16 protein-coding genes and 1 pseudogene are annotated in these 16533 nt (G+C 37.7%); 12 read left to right on the top strand and 5 right to left on the bottom strand.

All coding sequences use genetic code 11. The annotated features are described in order from the left end of the window. Window positions 1–189, top strand: a pseudogene (locus H592_RS23675) (ISKra4 family transposase); the annotation flags it as partial. Window positions 190–194: 5 nt separating this feature from the next. Here the strand turns inward: H592_RS23675 and H592_RS23670 are convergent. The 3 genes from H592_RS23670 to H592_RS0112040 form a co-directional block, all read right to left on the bottom strand. Beyond that, the gene (locus H592_RS23670; RefSeq protein WP_156916116.1) at window positions 195–320 is read right to left on the bottom strand and encodes an MOSC N-terminal beta barrel domain-containing protein; all 126 of its coding nucleotides are present in this window, start codon (window positions 318–320) and stop codon (window positions 195–197) included. Window positions 321–335: 15 nt separating this feature from the next. Further along, window positions 336–794, bottom strand: coding sequence for a methylglyoxal synthase (locus H592_RS0112045; protein WP_028868986.1), 459 nt, complete (start codon window positions 792–794; stop codon window positions 336–338). Window positions 795–962: 168 nt separating this feature from the next. Beyond that, entirely contained in the window at window positions 963–1322 is a 360-nt protein-coding gene (locus tag H592_RS0112040; RefSeq protein WP_028868985.1) for a DUF1422 family protein, read from the bottom strand. A gap of 217 nt (window positions 1323–1539) precedes the next feature. Between H592_RS0112040 and sthA the strand changes: the two genes are divergently transcribed. Then, window positions 1540–2970 (top strand): Si-specific NAD(P)(+) transhydrogenase, encoded by a 1431-nt coding sequence (sthA, locus tag H592_RS0112035; protein ID WP_037071727.1) that lies wholly within the window; start codon window positions 1540–1542, stop codon window positions 2968–2970. 109 nt (window positions 2971–3079) lie between these two features. Here the strand turns inward: sthA and nudE are convergent, their stop codons facing one another. Beyond that, a complete protein-coding gene (gene nudE, locus H592_RS0112030) occupies window positions 3080–3631 on the bottom strand; it encodes an ADP compounds hydrolase NudE (RefSeq protein WP_028868983.1) in 552 nt (183 codons plus the stop codon). A gap of 116 nt (window positions 3632–3747) precedes the next feature. Here nudE and yrfG point away from each other — a divergent pair, with 116 nt between their 5' ends. Continuing rightward, window positions 3748–4419 (top strand): GMP/IMP nucleotidase, encoded by a 672-nt coding sequence (gene yrfG, locus H592_RS0112025; RefSeq protein WP_028868982.1) that lies wholly within the window; start codon window positions 3748–3750, stop codon window positions 4417–4419. Here the strand turns inward: yrfG and H592_RS0112020 are convergent. After that, window positions 4411–6987, bottom strand: coding sequence for a penicillin-binding protein 1A (locus H592_RS0112020; RefSeq protein ID WP_028868981.1), 2577 nt, complete (start codon window positions 6985–6987; stop codon window positions 4411–4413). The two genes, yrfG and H592_RS0112020, sit on opposite strands and share 9 nt — an antisense overlap. A 207-nt stretch (window positions 6988–7194) precedes the next feature. Between H592_RS0112020 and pilM the strand changes: the two genes are divergently transcribed. The 9 genes from pilM (at window position 7195) to H592_RS0111975 (ending at window position 16524) form a co-directional block, all read left to right on the top strand. After that, window positions 7195–8253, top strand: coding sequence for a type IV pilus assembly protein PilM (pilM, locus tag H592_RS0112015; RefSeq protein WP_028868980.1), 1059 nt, complete (start codon window positions 7195–7197; stop codon window positions 8251–8253). Then, window positions 8253–8807, top strand: coding sequence for a PilN domain-containing protein (locus H592_RS0112010; protein ID WP_028868979.1), 555 nt, complete (start codon window positions 8253–8255; stop codon window positions 8805–8807). Before pilM ends, H592_RS0112010 begins: the two co-directional genes overlap by 1 nt. Further along, window positions 8807–9376 carry a type IV pilus inner membrane component PilO gene (locus H592_RS0112005; protein ID WP_051369153.1) on the top strand — a complete coding sequence of 190 codons (570 nt, stop codon included), beginning with the start codon at window positions 8807–8809 and terminating at the stop codon, window positions 9374–9376. Before H592_RS0112010 ends, H592_RS0112005 begins: the two co-directional genes overlap by 1 nt. After that, window positions 9376–9894 carry a pilus assembly protein PilP gene (locus H592_RS0112000; RefSeq protein WP_028868977.1) on the top strand — a complete coding sequence of 173 codons (519 nt, stop codon included), beginning with the start codon at window positions 9376–9378 and terminating at the stop codon, window positions 9892–9894. The genes H592_RS0112005 and H592_RS0112000 overlap by 1 nt, the downstream gene beginning before the upstream one ends. A gap of 26 nt (window positions 9895–9920) precedes the next feature. After that, window positions 9921–12059 carry a type IV pilus secretin PilQ gene (locus H592_RS0111995; protein ID WP_028868976.1) on the top strand — a complete coding sequence of 713 codons (2139 nt, stop codon included), beginning with the start codon at window positions 9921–9923 and terminating at the stop codon, window positions 12057–12059. Window positions 12060–12213: 154 nt separating this feature from the next. Further along, window positions 12214–12729, top strand: a complete 516-nt coding sequence (gene aroK / locus H592_RS0111990; protein WP_028868975.1) for a shikimate kinase AroK — start codon at window positions 12214–12216, stop codon at window positions 12727–12729. Next, window positions 12729–13799 (top strand): 3-dehydroquinate synthase, encoded by a 1071-nt coding sequence (gene aroB / locus H592_RS0111985; RefSeq protein ID WP_028868974.1) that lies wholly within the window; start codon window positions 12729–12731, stop codon window positions 13797–13799. Before aroK ends, aroB begins: the two co-directional genes overlap by 1 nt. Before the next feature lie 6 nt (window positions 13800–13805). Beyond that, window positions 13806–15713: an AAA family ATPase gene (locus tag H592_RS0111980; protein WP_028868973.1), complete on the top strand. Its 1908-nt coding sequence runs from the start codon at window positions 13806–13808 to the stop codon at window positions 15711–15713. After that, complete coding sequence (locus H592_RS0111975) at window positions 15706–16524, top strand: Dam family site-specific DNA-(adenine-N6)-methyltransferase (protein WP_028868972.1); 819 nt, start codon at window positions 15706–15708, stop codon at window positions 16522–16524. The genes H592_RS0111980 and H592_RS0111975 overlap by 8 nt, the downstream gene beginning before the upstream one ends. Window positions 16525–16533 lie beyond the last annotated feature (9 nt).

The raw sequence follows: 16533 nt of genomic DNA, 5'->3' as shown, positions 1-16533 counted from the left end.
ATCGCGAGCGGCGTCATTGAAGGGGCTTGCCGACACCTTATAAATGACAGGTTAGATATTACAGGTGCCCGTTGGAGTTTAAAGGGAGCAGAAGCAATATTGAAATTACGGTCATTAAAATCAAGTGGTGACTTTAATGACTATTGGGTTTTCCACAAAAAGCAATCGAGGCAAAGGATCTATGGATAGCTGTTTTATTGAAAAAAGCGTCGATTCAAAGGAACTACACCCAAACCTTTTTCTTCTACTAATGCTTGCGGTAATTGAATGCCCTTAGTGGACTTGATCGGGTAAATATAAATGTCAGTTAAGCTTTGCAAGATGAACTCCAAACTTTATTGCGTGCGTCGAATTAAATATTTTTGATAGTCAGGGATGCGGGTTGTATAAATTTTATCCATATAATATGAATCAATGATAAAGTCTGCGGTTGATATATTAGTTGCCATTGGAATATTCCATACCGCAGCCAAACGTAATAATGCTTTTACATCTGGTTCATGGGGCACTGAACTCATTGGATCCCAAAAGAAAATAAGTAAGTCAATTTTACCTTCCGCAATTTTAGCACCTAACTGCTGATCTCCTCCCATTGGTCCAGATAAAAGACACTCGATAGGTAAGCCTGTTTGTTTTGCCAGCAAAGTGCCTGTAGTGCCAGTAGAGAATATATGGTGTTGTTTTAATTGCTCTGCGCGTTTAGCAACCCATTGAATTAATTGATATTTCATATCATCATGTGCGACTAAAGCTATTTGCTTTGAAGCGGGGATATTGCGGGTAGTATAATCCATTATTTGCCCTTTAAAGAGTAATACTAATCACCCCTACAGGGTGATTTAATATCATCTAGAAAAATGAGTGAATTGCGCAACACGAAATACAAGGTGTTAATCAAATCCACCATCTCAATTGGTTTATAACCAGTTAGGTTATTTTAAAATTTACTATAACTATGCTTCTTATGCTGAGTAATGTTTATCACCAAACATCATTTTATACATTAGCCAAATAGCTAGAATTAAAGTGATAGTGATGGAGATGAAGTTTGATCCTAGCTCTGGGTGTAATGCTCCAATAAATGCTGCGTAGGAGAATAAACCAATAAAAAAGGCTGCCCATGCAGGACGAACACTGGCTTCATTATCTGCTTCACTAACATACAACTGGTAAAAGCGGCTCGTTGCAAAGTACAGCGTAAAAAATGGAAACAATGAAAATGTTATTTGTGAAATTGTTAAAATAGAAAAACATGCGTTAACAGATAGCCCTATTAAAAAAGCATGAATTAACCATTTTACTGAGATATTACTATCGTGCATTACACTAACTCCTATCTATTAATTTAAATTTAAAACCTAAAAATAACATGAACTAACCTCTATTTCTCCTTTTTTGTAACGATGTGAGAAGTTAAAGATATTTTCATATTTATAATGTATGTTTAATACCCTTAGAGAGCACGCTTTGTTACAGGAATGTGTGACAAATACTGTTAGATTGTTAATATTACTATTATTTATCACTGAAGGTTGAGTCATGTCTACACCAAAAAATCCTAAAAAAGCACCTGTAAGTTATGATTATGATGCAATTGTCATCGGCACCGGACCAGGCGGGGAAGGCTCTGCGATGAAGCTTGCTAAAGCGGGTAAACGTGTCGCTGTGATTGAGAAATATCGTGATATAGGTGGGGGGTGTACACATTGGGGAACCATACCATCAAAAGCGCTTCGCCATAGTGTTACACAACTGATTGAGCTTAAAAATAATGCATTATTCACTAATAATTATCCTCAAAAACAGTCATTTACTTTTGCTGATGTATTACGCCACACAGAGCAAGTGATCAGTAAACAAGTTAAAATGCGCAGTAGCTTTTATAATCGTAATAATTGTACTTTATATTTTGGAGAAGCATCTTTTATTGATAATCATTCGATTCGAATTAAAAGTGCAGATGGCTCTCTGGAAACGATTACTGCGCAAGATATTATTATCGCGACTGGCTCTCGACCATATCATCCCGTTGATATCGACTTTAATTCTCCAAATGTTTATGACAGTGACACTATTCTTTCCCTAGATTATCAACCACAACATATTGTCATTTATGGTGCAGGTGTTATTGGCTGTGAATATGCTTCTATTTTTAGAGGGTTGGGTGTTAAAACAGACTTAGTTAACACACGAGATAGGTTGTTATCATTTTTAGATGCTGAAATGTCAGATGCATTGTCTTATCACTTCAGAAACTCAGGCATGATTTTACGCCATGATGAGGAGTACCAAAAAGTTGAGCATTCTTCAGAGGGGGTCGTTATTCATTTTAAATCAGGTAAAAAAATGAAGGCAGACTGCTTACTGTATGCGAATGGGCGCACAGGTAATACTGACCTATTAAACTTAGAAGCTGTAGGCTTAAAACCTGATGGCCGTGGACAACTAGCAATTAATGAAAATTATCAAACATCAGTGGATAATATTTATGCCGTAGGTGATGTGATTGGCTATCCTAGTTTAGCTAGTGCGGCTTATGATCAAGGTCGAATCGCGGCTAACTTAATTATTACCCGTGAAGGGAAAAGAAAACTGATCAAAGATATTCCTACTGGTATTTATACTATTCCCGAGATCAGTTCAGTGGGTAAAACAGAACAAATTTTGACGCAACAAAAAGTGCCTTATGAAGTGGGGCGTGCACAATTCAAAGATTTAGCGCGCTCTCAGATTCTTGGTTCGGATGTGGGTAGTTTGAAGATTCTATTTCATCGCGATACTAAGGAAATATTAGGTATTCATTGTTTTGGTGAGCGAGCAGCGGAAATTATTCATATCGGTCAAGCTATTATGGAGCAAGAAGGCCCTGGTAATACGATTGAATATTTTGCTAATACAACCTTCAATTATCCAACCATGGCTGAAGCGTATCGTGTTGCTGCATTAAACGGTTTGAACCGCTTATTTTAATAGGGAAATCAAAGCGTGACGTGAGTAGTTATATAGTTGTATAGTTATGTAGCTATATTGTACTACTCACGTATTAGTACTTTGTTGAAATAATAAAGGCGGGATGAAGTTAACGGTAATTTTTCATCACTAGCAATAAAGCACTAATGCTACGTGCTTCTTGAAAATCATCCCGTGCTAACAATTCATCTGCTTTAGCGATTGGCCATTTTATCACTTCTAAAGGCTCTGGTTCATCACCAGGTAAACTTTCAGGATATAAATTTTCAGCCATAAATAAAGTCATCGTACTACTAAAGTAGCTAGGTGCCATCACTACTTTTTTTAATGCCGTGAAATTTTTAGCCCCAAAGCCAACTTCTTCTTTTAATTCTCTATTAGCTGCTTCTAGAGCACTTTCGCCGGGATCAATCAAGCCTTTTGGAAAACCTAGCTCGTAGCTATGTGTTCCGGCCGCATATTCTCGTATTAACAATAAGGTATCTTTATCATAAAAAGGCACGACCAATACGGCCCCTTGATTACCTCCCTTCATACGCTCAAATTCTCGTTGCTCACCATTACTAAACTTGAGCTGTAATGTTTCTATCTTGAAAAATCGACTACAAGCGACAACACTTTTATGTAATATTTCAGGTAAGGTTGGTAAGGAATTGCTCATAGAGACCCCATGACTATCATTAGTTAATATAAATGTTATCTTACAATGCTTATCTTATTTACGATACTGTATTCATTTAATCTATTTTACTTTGGGTGCACTGGATTAGGAATAATATGTTTTTAGAGAAAAATGTAGATTTAGTCTTACTAGACATGGATGGTACATTATTAGATTTGCATTATGATTCTCATTTTTGGCTAGAGTTTGTACCCAGCCAATATGCATTATTGCATCGTTTATCTATTGAACAAGCCACTACTTATGTTTTTGAACAATACAAAACCGTGTGGGGAACGTTACCTTGGTACAGTTATGATTATTGGACTGAAACCTTAGGCTTGGATATCCATCATTTACAACATGCTAATAAGCATAAGATTCAATGGCGAGAAGATACGCTTTGGTTTTTGAAAAAACTAAAAAAACTAGGTAAGAAAATTGTTATTTTAACCAATGCTCACCCAAGTGGTATTGCGTTAAAAGATCAACAAACGCAGCTGTTATCTCATGTTGATCTCGCTATTTCTAGTCATGAAATCGGCTATGAAAAAGAAAGTACATTTTTTTGGGAAGCAGTGAAGAAGCAACTGAATACAGACTTTTCACGCTCCATTTTTATTGATGATAGCGAGAAAATTTTAGTTGCTGCTCAGTCTGCCGGTGTTGAATACCTAGTAGGTATTAACAAACCAGATAGTGAAAAGCCTGCACAAGCGATGCAGAACTTTTCAACTATCACTGAATTTAAAGAGTTTTTTCACCCTCACTATCAGCTATTAAAATAGCTCTTCATCATATCCTTCTGTTGAAGAGTCACTGCTTTGATTGTAATTACTTTGCTCAGGTGCATAGTAAATAGGCACTGTGCCACTTTTAAAGTATTCAATCAGCGTTGTATGGTCAGTGACCGTCGATAGGAATCCTGTTGCCCTATCAATTCGCGCGTTAGCAATATTATCTGGTCGTTGAGGTGAAAAAGTCGGCTCTCCTGCCATGGTTTCAACCATAAATGCATTCCAGGCTGGTAAGGCTGTACTTGATCCATATTCTCCACCTGAAGATTGACTTTTCCCTAAGTTACTATTGTAAACTGTACGTCCTAGCTCACGCTTAAAATCGTCGAAACCAACCCATGAGGTGGCAACACTATTACCAACAAAACCAGAGAACCAAGCATCTTTGGAGTCATTGCTGGTACCTGTTTTGCCGCCCATATCCTGACGCTTAATTGCTTTTCCTGCTCGTGCCCCAGTGCCATTCCAACGAGTCTTATGCGCCCAGTCGCCACCACCCCAAACTGCAGTACGTAATAGCTCTCGGGTCAAAAATGCTGTTGCAGGAGAGATCGCTGAAGGTGCTACTTGTGCTTCATCGACTGCGGCAATAACACATACCTTAGCATCGCCATCTATCATTGTTTCAATAGCTAATGGATCTGTTTTCTCTGTTTGTCTTTGGTATATTTCAATGCATTCTGGACAAACAATTTTAGGTTCCGCTTGGTATAAAACAGTGCCGTATGCATCTTCAATACGTTCAATCACATAAGGTTCAACTTTGTACCCGCCATTAGCAATGATTGCAAAACCCGTAGCTAATTCCAGCGGTGTTATTGATGCTGAGCCCAGTGCTATAGAGTTACTTTTTGGCATGTCTTCTGGTTTAAACCCAAATTTAGTGAGTTGATCAATAATTTTATCAATACCTAAGTCTTGTACTAATCGAACTGATACCACATTTTTCGATTGTCCTAATGCTCGACGTAATCTAATGGGGCCTAAATAAATGTTTGGTGAGTTTTTTGGGCGCCAAGCTTCATTGCCACTCCATTCATTAATGGGGGTGTCGTTTACTAACGTCGCTAAGGTATAGCCATTATCAAGAGCGGCAGAGTAAATAAATGGTTTGATATTAGAACCAACCTGACGCTTAGCTTGAAGCGCACGGTTAAATTTACTTTGTGTAAAACTAAAACCGCCGACTAGTGAGGTGATTGCGCCATCTTGAGGGTTTAGGGAAACAAAGGCGGCACTCACTGCTGGGTATTGTGATAGTTGCAATTGTTTGACGGAAGTCGTTTGCTTTTTATCTTTGACTTCAACATCGATCTCCCGAGTCAAAATTTGCTCTCCCACGCTGACAATATCTTTTGCTTTTTTTGGTGGATTACCCTGTCTTGAGTCGGATTTAAATGAGCGTGCCCAACTTAAGCCGCCCCACTCAATGGTTGATACTTTTTTCTTATCACCTTTGATGATGACATCAATACTTTTCTCATTAACAGCAACGACTACCGCTGGTTTTAAATCAACATCGGTGGCTTCTTGTGCTAATGCTTCCTCTATCTTTTCTGCTGTCCACGGTGTTTCATCTTTAGTCCATAACACCTTAGTCGCACCACGGTAACCATGGCGCATGTCGTAATTATGCAAGTTTTCTATGACAGCTTTATTTGCGGCTTGTTGTGTTTTTTTAGTGATCGTGGTGTATACATTGAAGCCCTCATTATAGCTTCGCTCTTCACCGTATAACTCAATTAATTTATTACGTGCAATTTCAGCAACGTAATGTGCTGATAGCGTAATTTCTGCACCATGGTAGCGACTTAAGACGACTTCATCTCGTGCACTTTGATACTCTTCTTGAGTAATATAATTTTCATCTAACATACGCAGTAAAACAAGATTGCGACGTTCTGTTGCACTTTCTACTGAATAGATAGGGTTTAAACGTGAAGGTGCCTTGGGAAGGCCTGCTAATACGGCCATTTCAGAAAGCGTTAATTCTGAAACTGTTTTGCCAAAATACACTTGGGCAGCTGCACCCACACCAAATGAACGATGACCTAATGCTATCTTATTGAGATACAGCATTAAAATTTCATCTTTGGTTAATATTTGCTCTATTTGTATAGCAATGAATATTTCACGGACTTTACGCAAAATAGTTTTTTCATTGGTTAAGAAGAAGTTTCGCGCCACTTGCTGGGTGATTGTACTCGCCCCCTGTTTTGCACTGCCAGATAATACATAAACACTAGCTGCACGCATGATGCCAATCGGATCCATACCAATATGTTGATAAAAACGACTATCTTCGGTAGCAATAAAAGCATTAACAAGCTGATCTGGTATCTCTTTACGTGTTAATGGGATACGTCTTTTCTCACCAAATTGAGAGATCAGTTCGCCGTCTTTACTGAGTACTTTCATTGGTACTTGCAAAGGGATTTCTTGAATACTTGTTACGTCAGGTAAATCTGCTTTCAGCTGGAAGTAGATAAATGTTATTGCTGCAACACCTATAACACCCAAGAAAATAGCTACTATGAAAAGTCGCTTTATCCATTTCATCATATTCGAATCATTCCATCTATGTTGTGAGCATGTCACTTTTTTTATTTAATATTAGATATATTGGATATGTAGTATATAGTTATAAATCATGAGTTAAAGAGGGAACTGTGACTTATTCAATTTGAACGTTATCTAATTGAGACGCAAGCTCGTATTTTATTTCAATTAACTATTTTTATTAACATTTACTGCAGCAAGGAAGTTATGTTCTCTGGGTTTAAAAGATTAGGTCCGAGCGGTGTCATTGGCATTGATTTCGGCTCACATTCAATCAAAGCTATTGCACTCTCTAAGGGGCAAGGAACCTATCAAATTGATGGTGTCGCAGAGGCTGCGGTTCCAAAAGGGTTGATAGTTGATAACCGCTTAGAAGATATTGATAAAGTAACCTTAATAATTAAACGTTTAAGAAAATCCTTTCCTAGCAATTATAAAAACGCAGCCATTGCAGTAATGGGTGCAGACGTTATGACAAAAGTTATAACCATGAGTTCCGATTTAAATGAATTAGATTTGGAAGCTCGTATTGAGTTAGAAGCAGAAACAATTATTCCTTTTCCATTGGATGAAATCTTTATCGATTTTGAAATAATGGGGCCGAATGAAGCTGATAGCGCTTTAAATGATATTTTGGTCAGTGCGGCTCGAAAAGAGCGTGTTTTATCACAGGCACAGTGTGTTGATGAAAGTGGTTTAACCACTACTATTGTTGATGTGGCAAGTCATGCTCTTGCTCGATCCTCTGAGTTAGTTTTTACCCCAGAAGATTACAATCATGGCATTGCTGTTGTGGATATTGGCACCTCACAAATGATGTTGAGTGTTTTATATCAAGGTAATGTTATTTTTACTCGTAATAAAAATCATGGTGGTGCAGTATGCACGCAAATGATTGCTGATCGTTATACGCTTTCACTTCCGGATGCAGAAAAAGCAAAATTAGAGAATGACTTACCCGTCGACTGCCAATCTGATGTCATCGCGCCATTTGTGAGTATGACGGTCAATCACCTGCGCTTTGATTTACGTATGTTTACTAACTCTCCTAATAACGTTGCTATTACTAAGTTAATATTAACAGGGGGAGGTGTGTTAATGCCTGAGTTAGTAGAGCAGTTAAGAGCTGAATTAGATATTGAAGTTGAAGTTGCAGATCCTTATCTAGGTTTTGAATTCAAAAACAAGGCTGATAAAGGAGTGCTTACGCAATCAGGTAGTAAGTATATGATGGCGCTAGGTTTGGCATTAAGAGGAGTTATATAGTGTCAAATATAAACCTATTACCCTGGCGTGAAGAGTACAAAAAGAAGAAAAAAATAGCCTTTTTTGTATTGCTAGGTATGTGTTGTCTAATCACATTAAGCTTATGTTATTTAGGCAAACTATATGTAGATGAGTTAATTGGAGCACAGAATTCACGTAACCAATTTTTACAGACTCAGACAATTATTTTAGATCGCCGCATTGCAGAAATTCGTAATATTAAAAAGGAAAAAGCAGAGTTAGTACGACGTATTAACTTGATTCAAGAATTGGAAGAGCGTCGTAATTTGATCACACGTTTTTTTAATACATTACCCGTAGTCACTCCCGCCGGTGTTTATGTTGATTCAGTGGCCTTTAAAGATGGTCGTATCGATGTGAAAGGGCTGACTGAGTCTAATGGCCGAGTTAGTAATATGGTTAGAAATGTTGATAATTCTGGTTGGTTAGGTGATGCATCATTACCTTCTATTGTTAGTGGTCCTGATAAACCGATTAAGCTTTATAAGTTTGCAATGAATTTTATCGTTCTGCCTGAAGAAGGATTAAAATAATGAATCTTAACGAGTTAGATTTAGAAACTATCGGTAGCTGGCCTAACCTACATAAAGCAATTACCATTTTAATCGTTTGTATTCTGTTCGTAGGTGGCTTTTATTACTATGTGATTGATGACCAACTGAAACAATTGGAGCGAGTAGAAGCAAAAGAAATTGCCCTTAAAAAAGAATTTACTGTTAAAGCGGCTATTTCTTCAAATCTTGAAGCCTATCGTGAACAAATGAAAGAGATCGAAGTGATATTAGATGGCTTAGTCAATAAGCTACCAAGTAAAAAAGAGCTAGCAAGCCTGTTAGACGATATTAGCTTTATTGGTTCTAATAATGGCCTTCAATTTAATAGTTTAAATTGGGGGGTTAAAAAACAATTAGAGCTTGCTGAAGAAGTGCCAATTAGTATTAAAGTGGTGGGTACTTATGAACAACTAGGTAAATTTTCAGCGGATATTGCAGCACTTCCTCGTATTGTGATATTGGATAACTTGCGTTTAAAACATAATGATAAAAATACTCTATTGTTAGAGATAGTTGCTAAAAGCTATCGTTATAAAGAGGAGCCTTAGTGAAAAAATTATTACCTTTGTTAATGAGCTTTTCTTTGGTTGCCTGTGTTGATGTACAAGTCGATGATCTAGAGGTATTTGTTGCTGAGAGCAAGTCTAAAGTCTATCCGTTAAATGATGACATTCCTGTGTTGAAAAAAATCGATACGCTGACTTACACTCAGGAAGAAGCTAGAAGCCCTTTTTCTCAGCCTCAAGCAGAAGTTGCTACAGAAGTCAGAAATACACCTAAAAGTTGTCCCCAACCTAACTTTGAGCGCAAGAAAGAAGCATTAGAAATGTTCTCTCTTAGCGGTATGAAAATGCGTGGGACTTTGGAGATTAATGATCAACTGTGGGCATTAGTACAAGTTGCAGGTAATGAAATACATAGAGTTAAACCCGGATATTTTTTAGGATTAAATCATGGCAAAGTATTAAAAGTGACCGCCTCACAAATTGATCTATTAGAGTTAGCATCAGATAGCAGCGGATGTTGGCAAGAACGAATTACTCAGCTTACATTACAGTTACAATGAATTTAATCAGGGATGAAATTTAAATCATGAAATTTAGAAATATTAAACAAACAATGCTGTCATGTATTGGGGTTACATTGTTTTTGTTGTCTTCCTTTGTGGCTGCTGAGCCGCAACTCAATAAATTGGATGTCAATCCGATGTCTGATGGTAGGTTGGAGCTAAAATTTGGGTTTAATGCACTGATTAATAGTTACGCAGATAAGTTGCATTATCGTCCAAATAAATTAGTCATTGATATTAAAGATGCCACTTCAGTGCTTGAGATTAACCCTGTCGAAATTAATAAAAATGGTATTAATGAGATTGAAACTAGTCGAACTTCTGATGGTCTTCGACTAGTGATTAACCTCGACGGGTTACTGCCTTATCGCATCTTCCAACAGGGCAATTATTTGACCGTTCGCTTTGGTGATGCAGTACAAAAATCGATAACAACGCAATCAGAAGCTGGTATTGCTGCTGCGATTTTACAAAATACAGGTGTTCAAACTTCACAAAATAGTGTCACTAAATCAACTAAAGAGAAGTCAACCACCGCATCAGTTGAAAAACCGAAGGGTTATGTTAATACCATTTCTGATATTGATTTTAAACGAGGTTCCGAAGGTCAAGGCAAACTGTTTGTTTATTTAGATAACTCCAGTGTTGCCGTTGATATTCGCCGCCGTGACCAACAGTTAATTGCCGAATTTCAAAGTACTTATATTCCAAACGAATTATTATATATAATGGATGTAGTTGATTTTTCTACAATCGTAGAAAAAGTCGAAACCTTCAGAGAAGATGGTAAAACACGTTTTGTTTTTAATATCAAAGATGAGTACAACTACCGCTACGATCAGTTAGATACATTATTTATGATTGAAGTGTCTGAAAAACCAAAAGATAAAAAAGAGACCGTGTACGAAGGAAAGGCTATTTCGCTTAACTTTCAAGATATTCCTGTACGTACCGTATTGCAGTTGATTGCTGACTTTAATGGCCTCAACTTGGTGATCACTGACTCTGTTAGCGGCAATATCACTTTACGTCTTGATGATGTTCCTTGGGAGCAAGCTTTAGACATTATCTTAAAAGTAAGAGGTTTAGGTAAGCGCATGGATGGCAATGTGCTGATGATCGCACCTGCCACTGAATTAGCTGCTAAAGAACGTGAACAACTAGAAACGAATAAACAAGTTGAAGATTTGGCCCCTTTATATTCAGAATTTATTCAAATTAATTATGCAAAAGCAGCGGATATTGCGGCTATGTTATCAGGCAATAGTGCAAGCCTGCTTTCTGAACGCGGAAATGTCAGTATTGATGCTCGTACCAATACGTTATTAATTAAAGATACAGCCTCTGTGATTGATTCAGTGAAAGAAATGGTTGAGGTATTGGATATTGCTGTGCGCCAAGTTGTTATCGAAGCGCGCATGGTTACCGTCAGTGATTCCGTAGGTGAAGATTTAGGTATTCAATGGGGAGTTTCAGCTACAAAAACAGATGACTCATCCAATAATAGCTTATCTACCTCTGGATCTATTGCTGGTATTGAAGGAGGAACAACGGGTGATGTTAATGATCGCTTAAACGTTAATCTGCCTGCTTCATCAGTTGCTGGTTCAATTGCATTTCAAGTCGCTAGATTCGCAAATGGTGATATTTTAGATTTAGAGCTATCAGCATTAGAGCAAGAAAATAAAGCAGAAATCATTGCTAGCCCACGTATTACCACATTAAATCAACAAACGGCTTATATTGAGCAGGGTACGGAAGTACCTTATGTAGAATCGTCGTCATCAGGTGCTACTTCGGTGAGTTTCAAAAAAGCGGTACTCAGCTTAGAAGTGACACCACAAATTACACCCGATAATAAACTGATCTTGGATTTGGTGATTACTCAAGACTCTATTGGCGATACTATCTCCACGGGTACAGGTGAAGTCGTTTCAATTAACACACAAGAAATTGCAACACAGGTATTAGTTGATAACGGTGAAACCTTAGTACTGGGGGGTATTTACCAGCAGCAAGTTACACACTCGACTAAGAAAGTACCATTGTTAGGCGATATTCCCTACCTAGGTTACTTTTTCAGAAGTACCAGTCAGAATAACAGCAAAGCTGAGTTATTAATTTTTGTTACACCACGTATCGTAATGCAAACAAAATATTAATTAGATACTCAATTTTTACTATCAGCCTGAGGTTTATCTTCAGGCTTATTTTTTTATGGCTTGCAATACCTTATTAACAATTGCGATAATAAGGCACTTCTCTTTAATTTTTAAGGGGCTTCCCAGTAATCAACCACTTGAGTAAACATTCAACATGGCAGAACAGCGTAATATATTCCTAATTGGCCCAATGGGGGCTGGTAAAAGCACAATTGGCCGTCAACTAGCACAAATGCTGCACTTAGACTTTCTTGATTCAGATAGTGAAATTGAACGTAAAACCGGCGCAGATATTGCTTGGGTATTTGACGTGGAAGGTGAAGAAGGTTTTAGAAACCGCGAGCAAGAAATGTTAGATGAACTAACTAAAAAGCATGGCATTGTTTTAGCAACAGGCGGTGGAGCGGTTATTCGTCAAGAAAACAGAACTCACCTATCTGCTCGTGGCATTGTCGTTTATTTAAAAACAAGTGTGCAAAAACAGTTAGCAAGAACATTAAAAGATAAACGTAGACCTCTTTTACAAACAGATGATCCTCAATCAGTCCTAGAAACATTGGCAGAAAATCGCAACGCACTGTATGAAGAAGCTGCAGATTATGTTATTGAAACTGACGAGCAAAGTGCAAAAGTTGTTGCAAGTCAAATCATCGCTTTATTGGATTTTTAATGGAAAAATTACTCGTTGATCTAGGTGATCGTAGTTACCCTATCTCTATTGGGCCAGACTTATTAGCAGATACTTCATTGTTTAGTGGCGCTATTAGCGGCAAAAAGGTCATGATTGTGACTAATGATGTGGTTGCTCCGCTTTATTTAGAAGCGTGTAAAAACACATTAAAAGATTATCAAATAGATGAAGTCATTTTACCTGATGGCGAGCAATATAAAAATTTAAGCACATTTGAGACGATATTAAGTGAGCTGTTAGCAAAAAAACATGCCAGAGATACCACTATTATTGCATTAGGTGGCGGTGTTATTGGAGATATGGCAGGTTTTGCTGCTGCATGTTATCAGCGCGGTATTGCTTTTCTACAAATACCAACCACTTTGTTATCACAAGTTGATTCTTCCGTGGGCGGTAAAACAGCTGTTAATCATCCTCTAGGTAAAAATATGATTGGGGCTTTCTATCAGCCACAAGCTGTTGTTATTGATATTGAATGCTTAAAAACATTACCTGCGCGTGAGTTTGCCGCGGGCATGGCCGAAGTGATTAAATATGGCATTATTTACGATCAAGATTTCTTTATTTGGTTAGAAAACAATATTGAAGCGATCAAGTCACTTGATGCAACAGCTATCACTTATATGATTAAACGTTGTTGTGCTATTAAAGCTGAAGTAGTGGCTTTAGATGAAAAAGAACATGGTATTCGAGCGCTATTAAATCTTGGTCACACCTTTGGTCATGCTATTGAAGCTGAGCAAGGTTATGGCAATTGGTTGCATGGTGAAGCCGTGGCTGTGGGAATGGTATTAGCTGCTGAAACATCCTATGTATTAGGTTTAATTGAACATACAGAAGTAGAACAAATTATTGATCTTATTGAAGCCTTTGATTTGCCATTAGCTGCACCACCTGAAATGCAATATCAACATTTTGCAGAGCATATGCAATTAGATAAAAAAGTGCTTAACGGACAATTACGTTTAGTACTGCCGACATCGATCGGTACCAGTGCATTATTTGATAATGTGAGTGATGTTGTTCTTCGTGACGTTATAGAATCATAATCAATCATGGTCGAAAGGACATTAATTTCGCTCCCTTCTCAGTTGCAGCTGATAGAAAGGCTGCAACACCTTATCTACTTATCTTCTTCTCTTATCTTTGTGTCTGGTGAAGCAGGCGCTGGGAAAAGTACACTGACAGAAAACTTATCCAATACATTATCTGCTGATTTACAACAGGTTTATGTTTCATTGGTTAATGAACCAACAGCTGCTAAGTTGCGCCAGCAAATAATCGCCCAGCTATTTGATAAAGCGTTATTCAATGCAGAAGATAAGTTGTTGGATAGTATTTTACGCCTACAACAGGCTGAAAACCGTTCTCTTAATCGACTCATTATTATCGATAATGCTGAGCATTTGCCCGCTGATTTTATCGTCGAATTATGCGAGTTATTGTCAGATAGCAGTCTTGCGCAAGACAATACACTTAATGTCCTGTTACTCACTGATCAAGCAGCCACCGAGCAGTATTTAAACTATATAGATACCCATCTTGCGAGTCGAACTAAAGATTTTTTAAACCACGTTGAATTAACACTACCAGTACTTAACACACAGGAAGCGAATGCGTTATTACAGCATAACTTTCAACAAGTTGACTATCATGCAAAACTTCAACATCAAGATGCACTAAATAAACAACTTAAGTTATGTCATGGTAACCCACAAAAAATAATTAAACTGGCCGATGATTTAAGCCAAGGGTTATTGAAGCCTATTACTACTTCATGGGTTCAAACACGATTACCTGCTCTTGCCTTGATGCTTGTTTTAGTTGCTATTGTGAGTGCTTTTGCAGTTTACCTATACCCCAAATTTATTCCCAATAAATCACGCTTAGAAGCTGCAAATGCAGAGGCGCCCATTGATAGCAATTATATTGCCTTAGAAGAAATTAAGGCAATGGAGGGGATGCCCGAAGAGCACAATAGTATCGAAGTGAATGCTGTAGAAGGTAGTGAAGAAGACAGTGAAGGCTTAAAACGTAACGCCTCAGCTACTCCAACAGCGCTAAATAAAGGACCGGAAAAGCTAGCCGCTTCATGGGCAGATCTTGATCTTGACGTTATCGACAACCAAAGCCTAGTCGGTTTATCTGATGCGACAGAGAAGCGAGTGGTGATATCTGGACAGCAACTATTAGAATTATCCGTTGCGATTGACGCAAAAGATGTTGATGCAAATGAACAAACGTTGCTTGAGGATGATTCGATTGATCCCTTAACTAGCAGTGAAGTATCTACTGATAAAGTGAATCAAACAGAGCATGAACAGCAAGTCCCTTTATTGTTAAGGCTCCCGGTTGATAACGAAAATAATTTATTTGAAAATGAAATGGTTGCAGATAATTTAAATGACTCAAAGAGCCTATTAAATAGTGAACAATCTGCAACGACAATACAAGAAACACCATTAGACAAACAAGATACTATCGAAACAGTCTCAGATGCTGGCAACGAAGCTCTAAGCAGTGGTAATGAGCTTAATAATAAAGCACAGCCGTTAAGTGTTGCAGAGAAATTACCAGTGAATATTAATAATGCGCTAGTAGAAACCGCAATTCAACAAGTCAATAATGCAAACACAAGTGTTAAGCAATATAGCTTGTTTACCGACTCAGAGACTCTGTTTGCAAAGAACGCGAGTCATTACACGTTACAACTTTCAGGTATGGCTTCTCGTGAATATTTAATTGAATTTCAAAAACAATATCGTTCATCGTTGGAAAATATATATATCTATCAAACAGTTCGCCAGGCAAAGCCTTGGTATGTCATTATTTATGGTGATTATGACTCAGTAAAGTCTGCCCAATTAGCAGCTAAAAACTTACCCAATGCATTTAGAAATATGCCTTCTTGGGTTAAAAAATGGCAAGTAGTACACAATGATTTGCGGTTAAACAATGAATAAAAAAAATAGAGCCTTTTTAAAATGGGCTGGTGGTAAATACACATTAACGGAGCAAATCAATGCTCGCTTACCTGCTGCAAAGCGTTTAATTGAGCCTTTTGTTGGTGCCGGTTCTGTATTTTTAAACAGTGATTATGATGAGTATGTTCTCAATGATATCAACCCTGATCTTATTGAAATGTATAAAATTATTAAGCGTAAACCCAAGCAGTTTATTCGTGATGCAAAAATCTATTTTCAGCCTGAATATAATCAAGAGGCTGTGTATTACCAATTACGAGATAAATTTAACGGCAGTCAGGATGTATATCTGCGTTCATTATTATTCTTATACATGAATCGTCATGGTTATAATGGTTTGTGTCGTTATAATAAAAGCGGCGGTTTTAATGTACCTTTTGGACGCTATAAACAACCTTATTTTCCAGAGGCTGAGTTATTGTTTTTTGCTGAAAAAGCAAAAAAAGCCACGTTTACCTGCAAACCTTATCAAAAACTCTTTTTGTATTTACGTGATAGTGACGTACTGTATTGTGATCCTCCCTATGTACCTTTAAGTAAAAGTGCTTCTTTTACTAGTTATGCAACACAAGGTTTTAGCTTAGATGATCAAGCCCAACTAGCAAAATTGGCGAGGGAAAGTAAAGCGGCAGTATTATTGAGTAATCATGATACGACGCTAACGCAAGAGTTATACAGAGAGGCTGATTGTGACAAAATTTTTGTATCGCGAACGATCAGTAGCAAGTCTACGGATCGTAAACCTGTTGCAGAGTTATTTGCCTTTTTCCCCGCTAAAAAAGGATCCTAGAGACAAACT

This window comes from Psychromonas arctica DSM 14288 (genome assembly GCF_000482725.1).
Taxonomy (GTDB): domain Bacteria; phylum Pseudomonadota; class Gammaproteobacteria; order Enterobacterales; family Psychromonadaceae; genus Psychromonas; species Psychromonas arctica.
The sequence above is the reverse complement of the archived record's forward strand: the minus strand, read 5'-3'. Positions and strand labels throughout refer to the sequence as shown.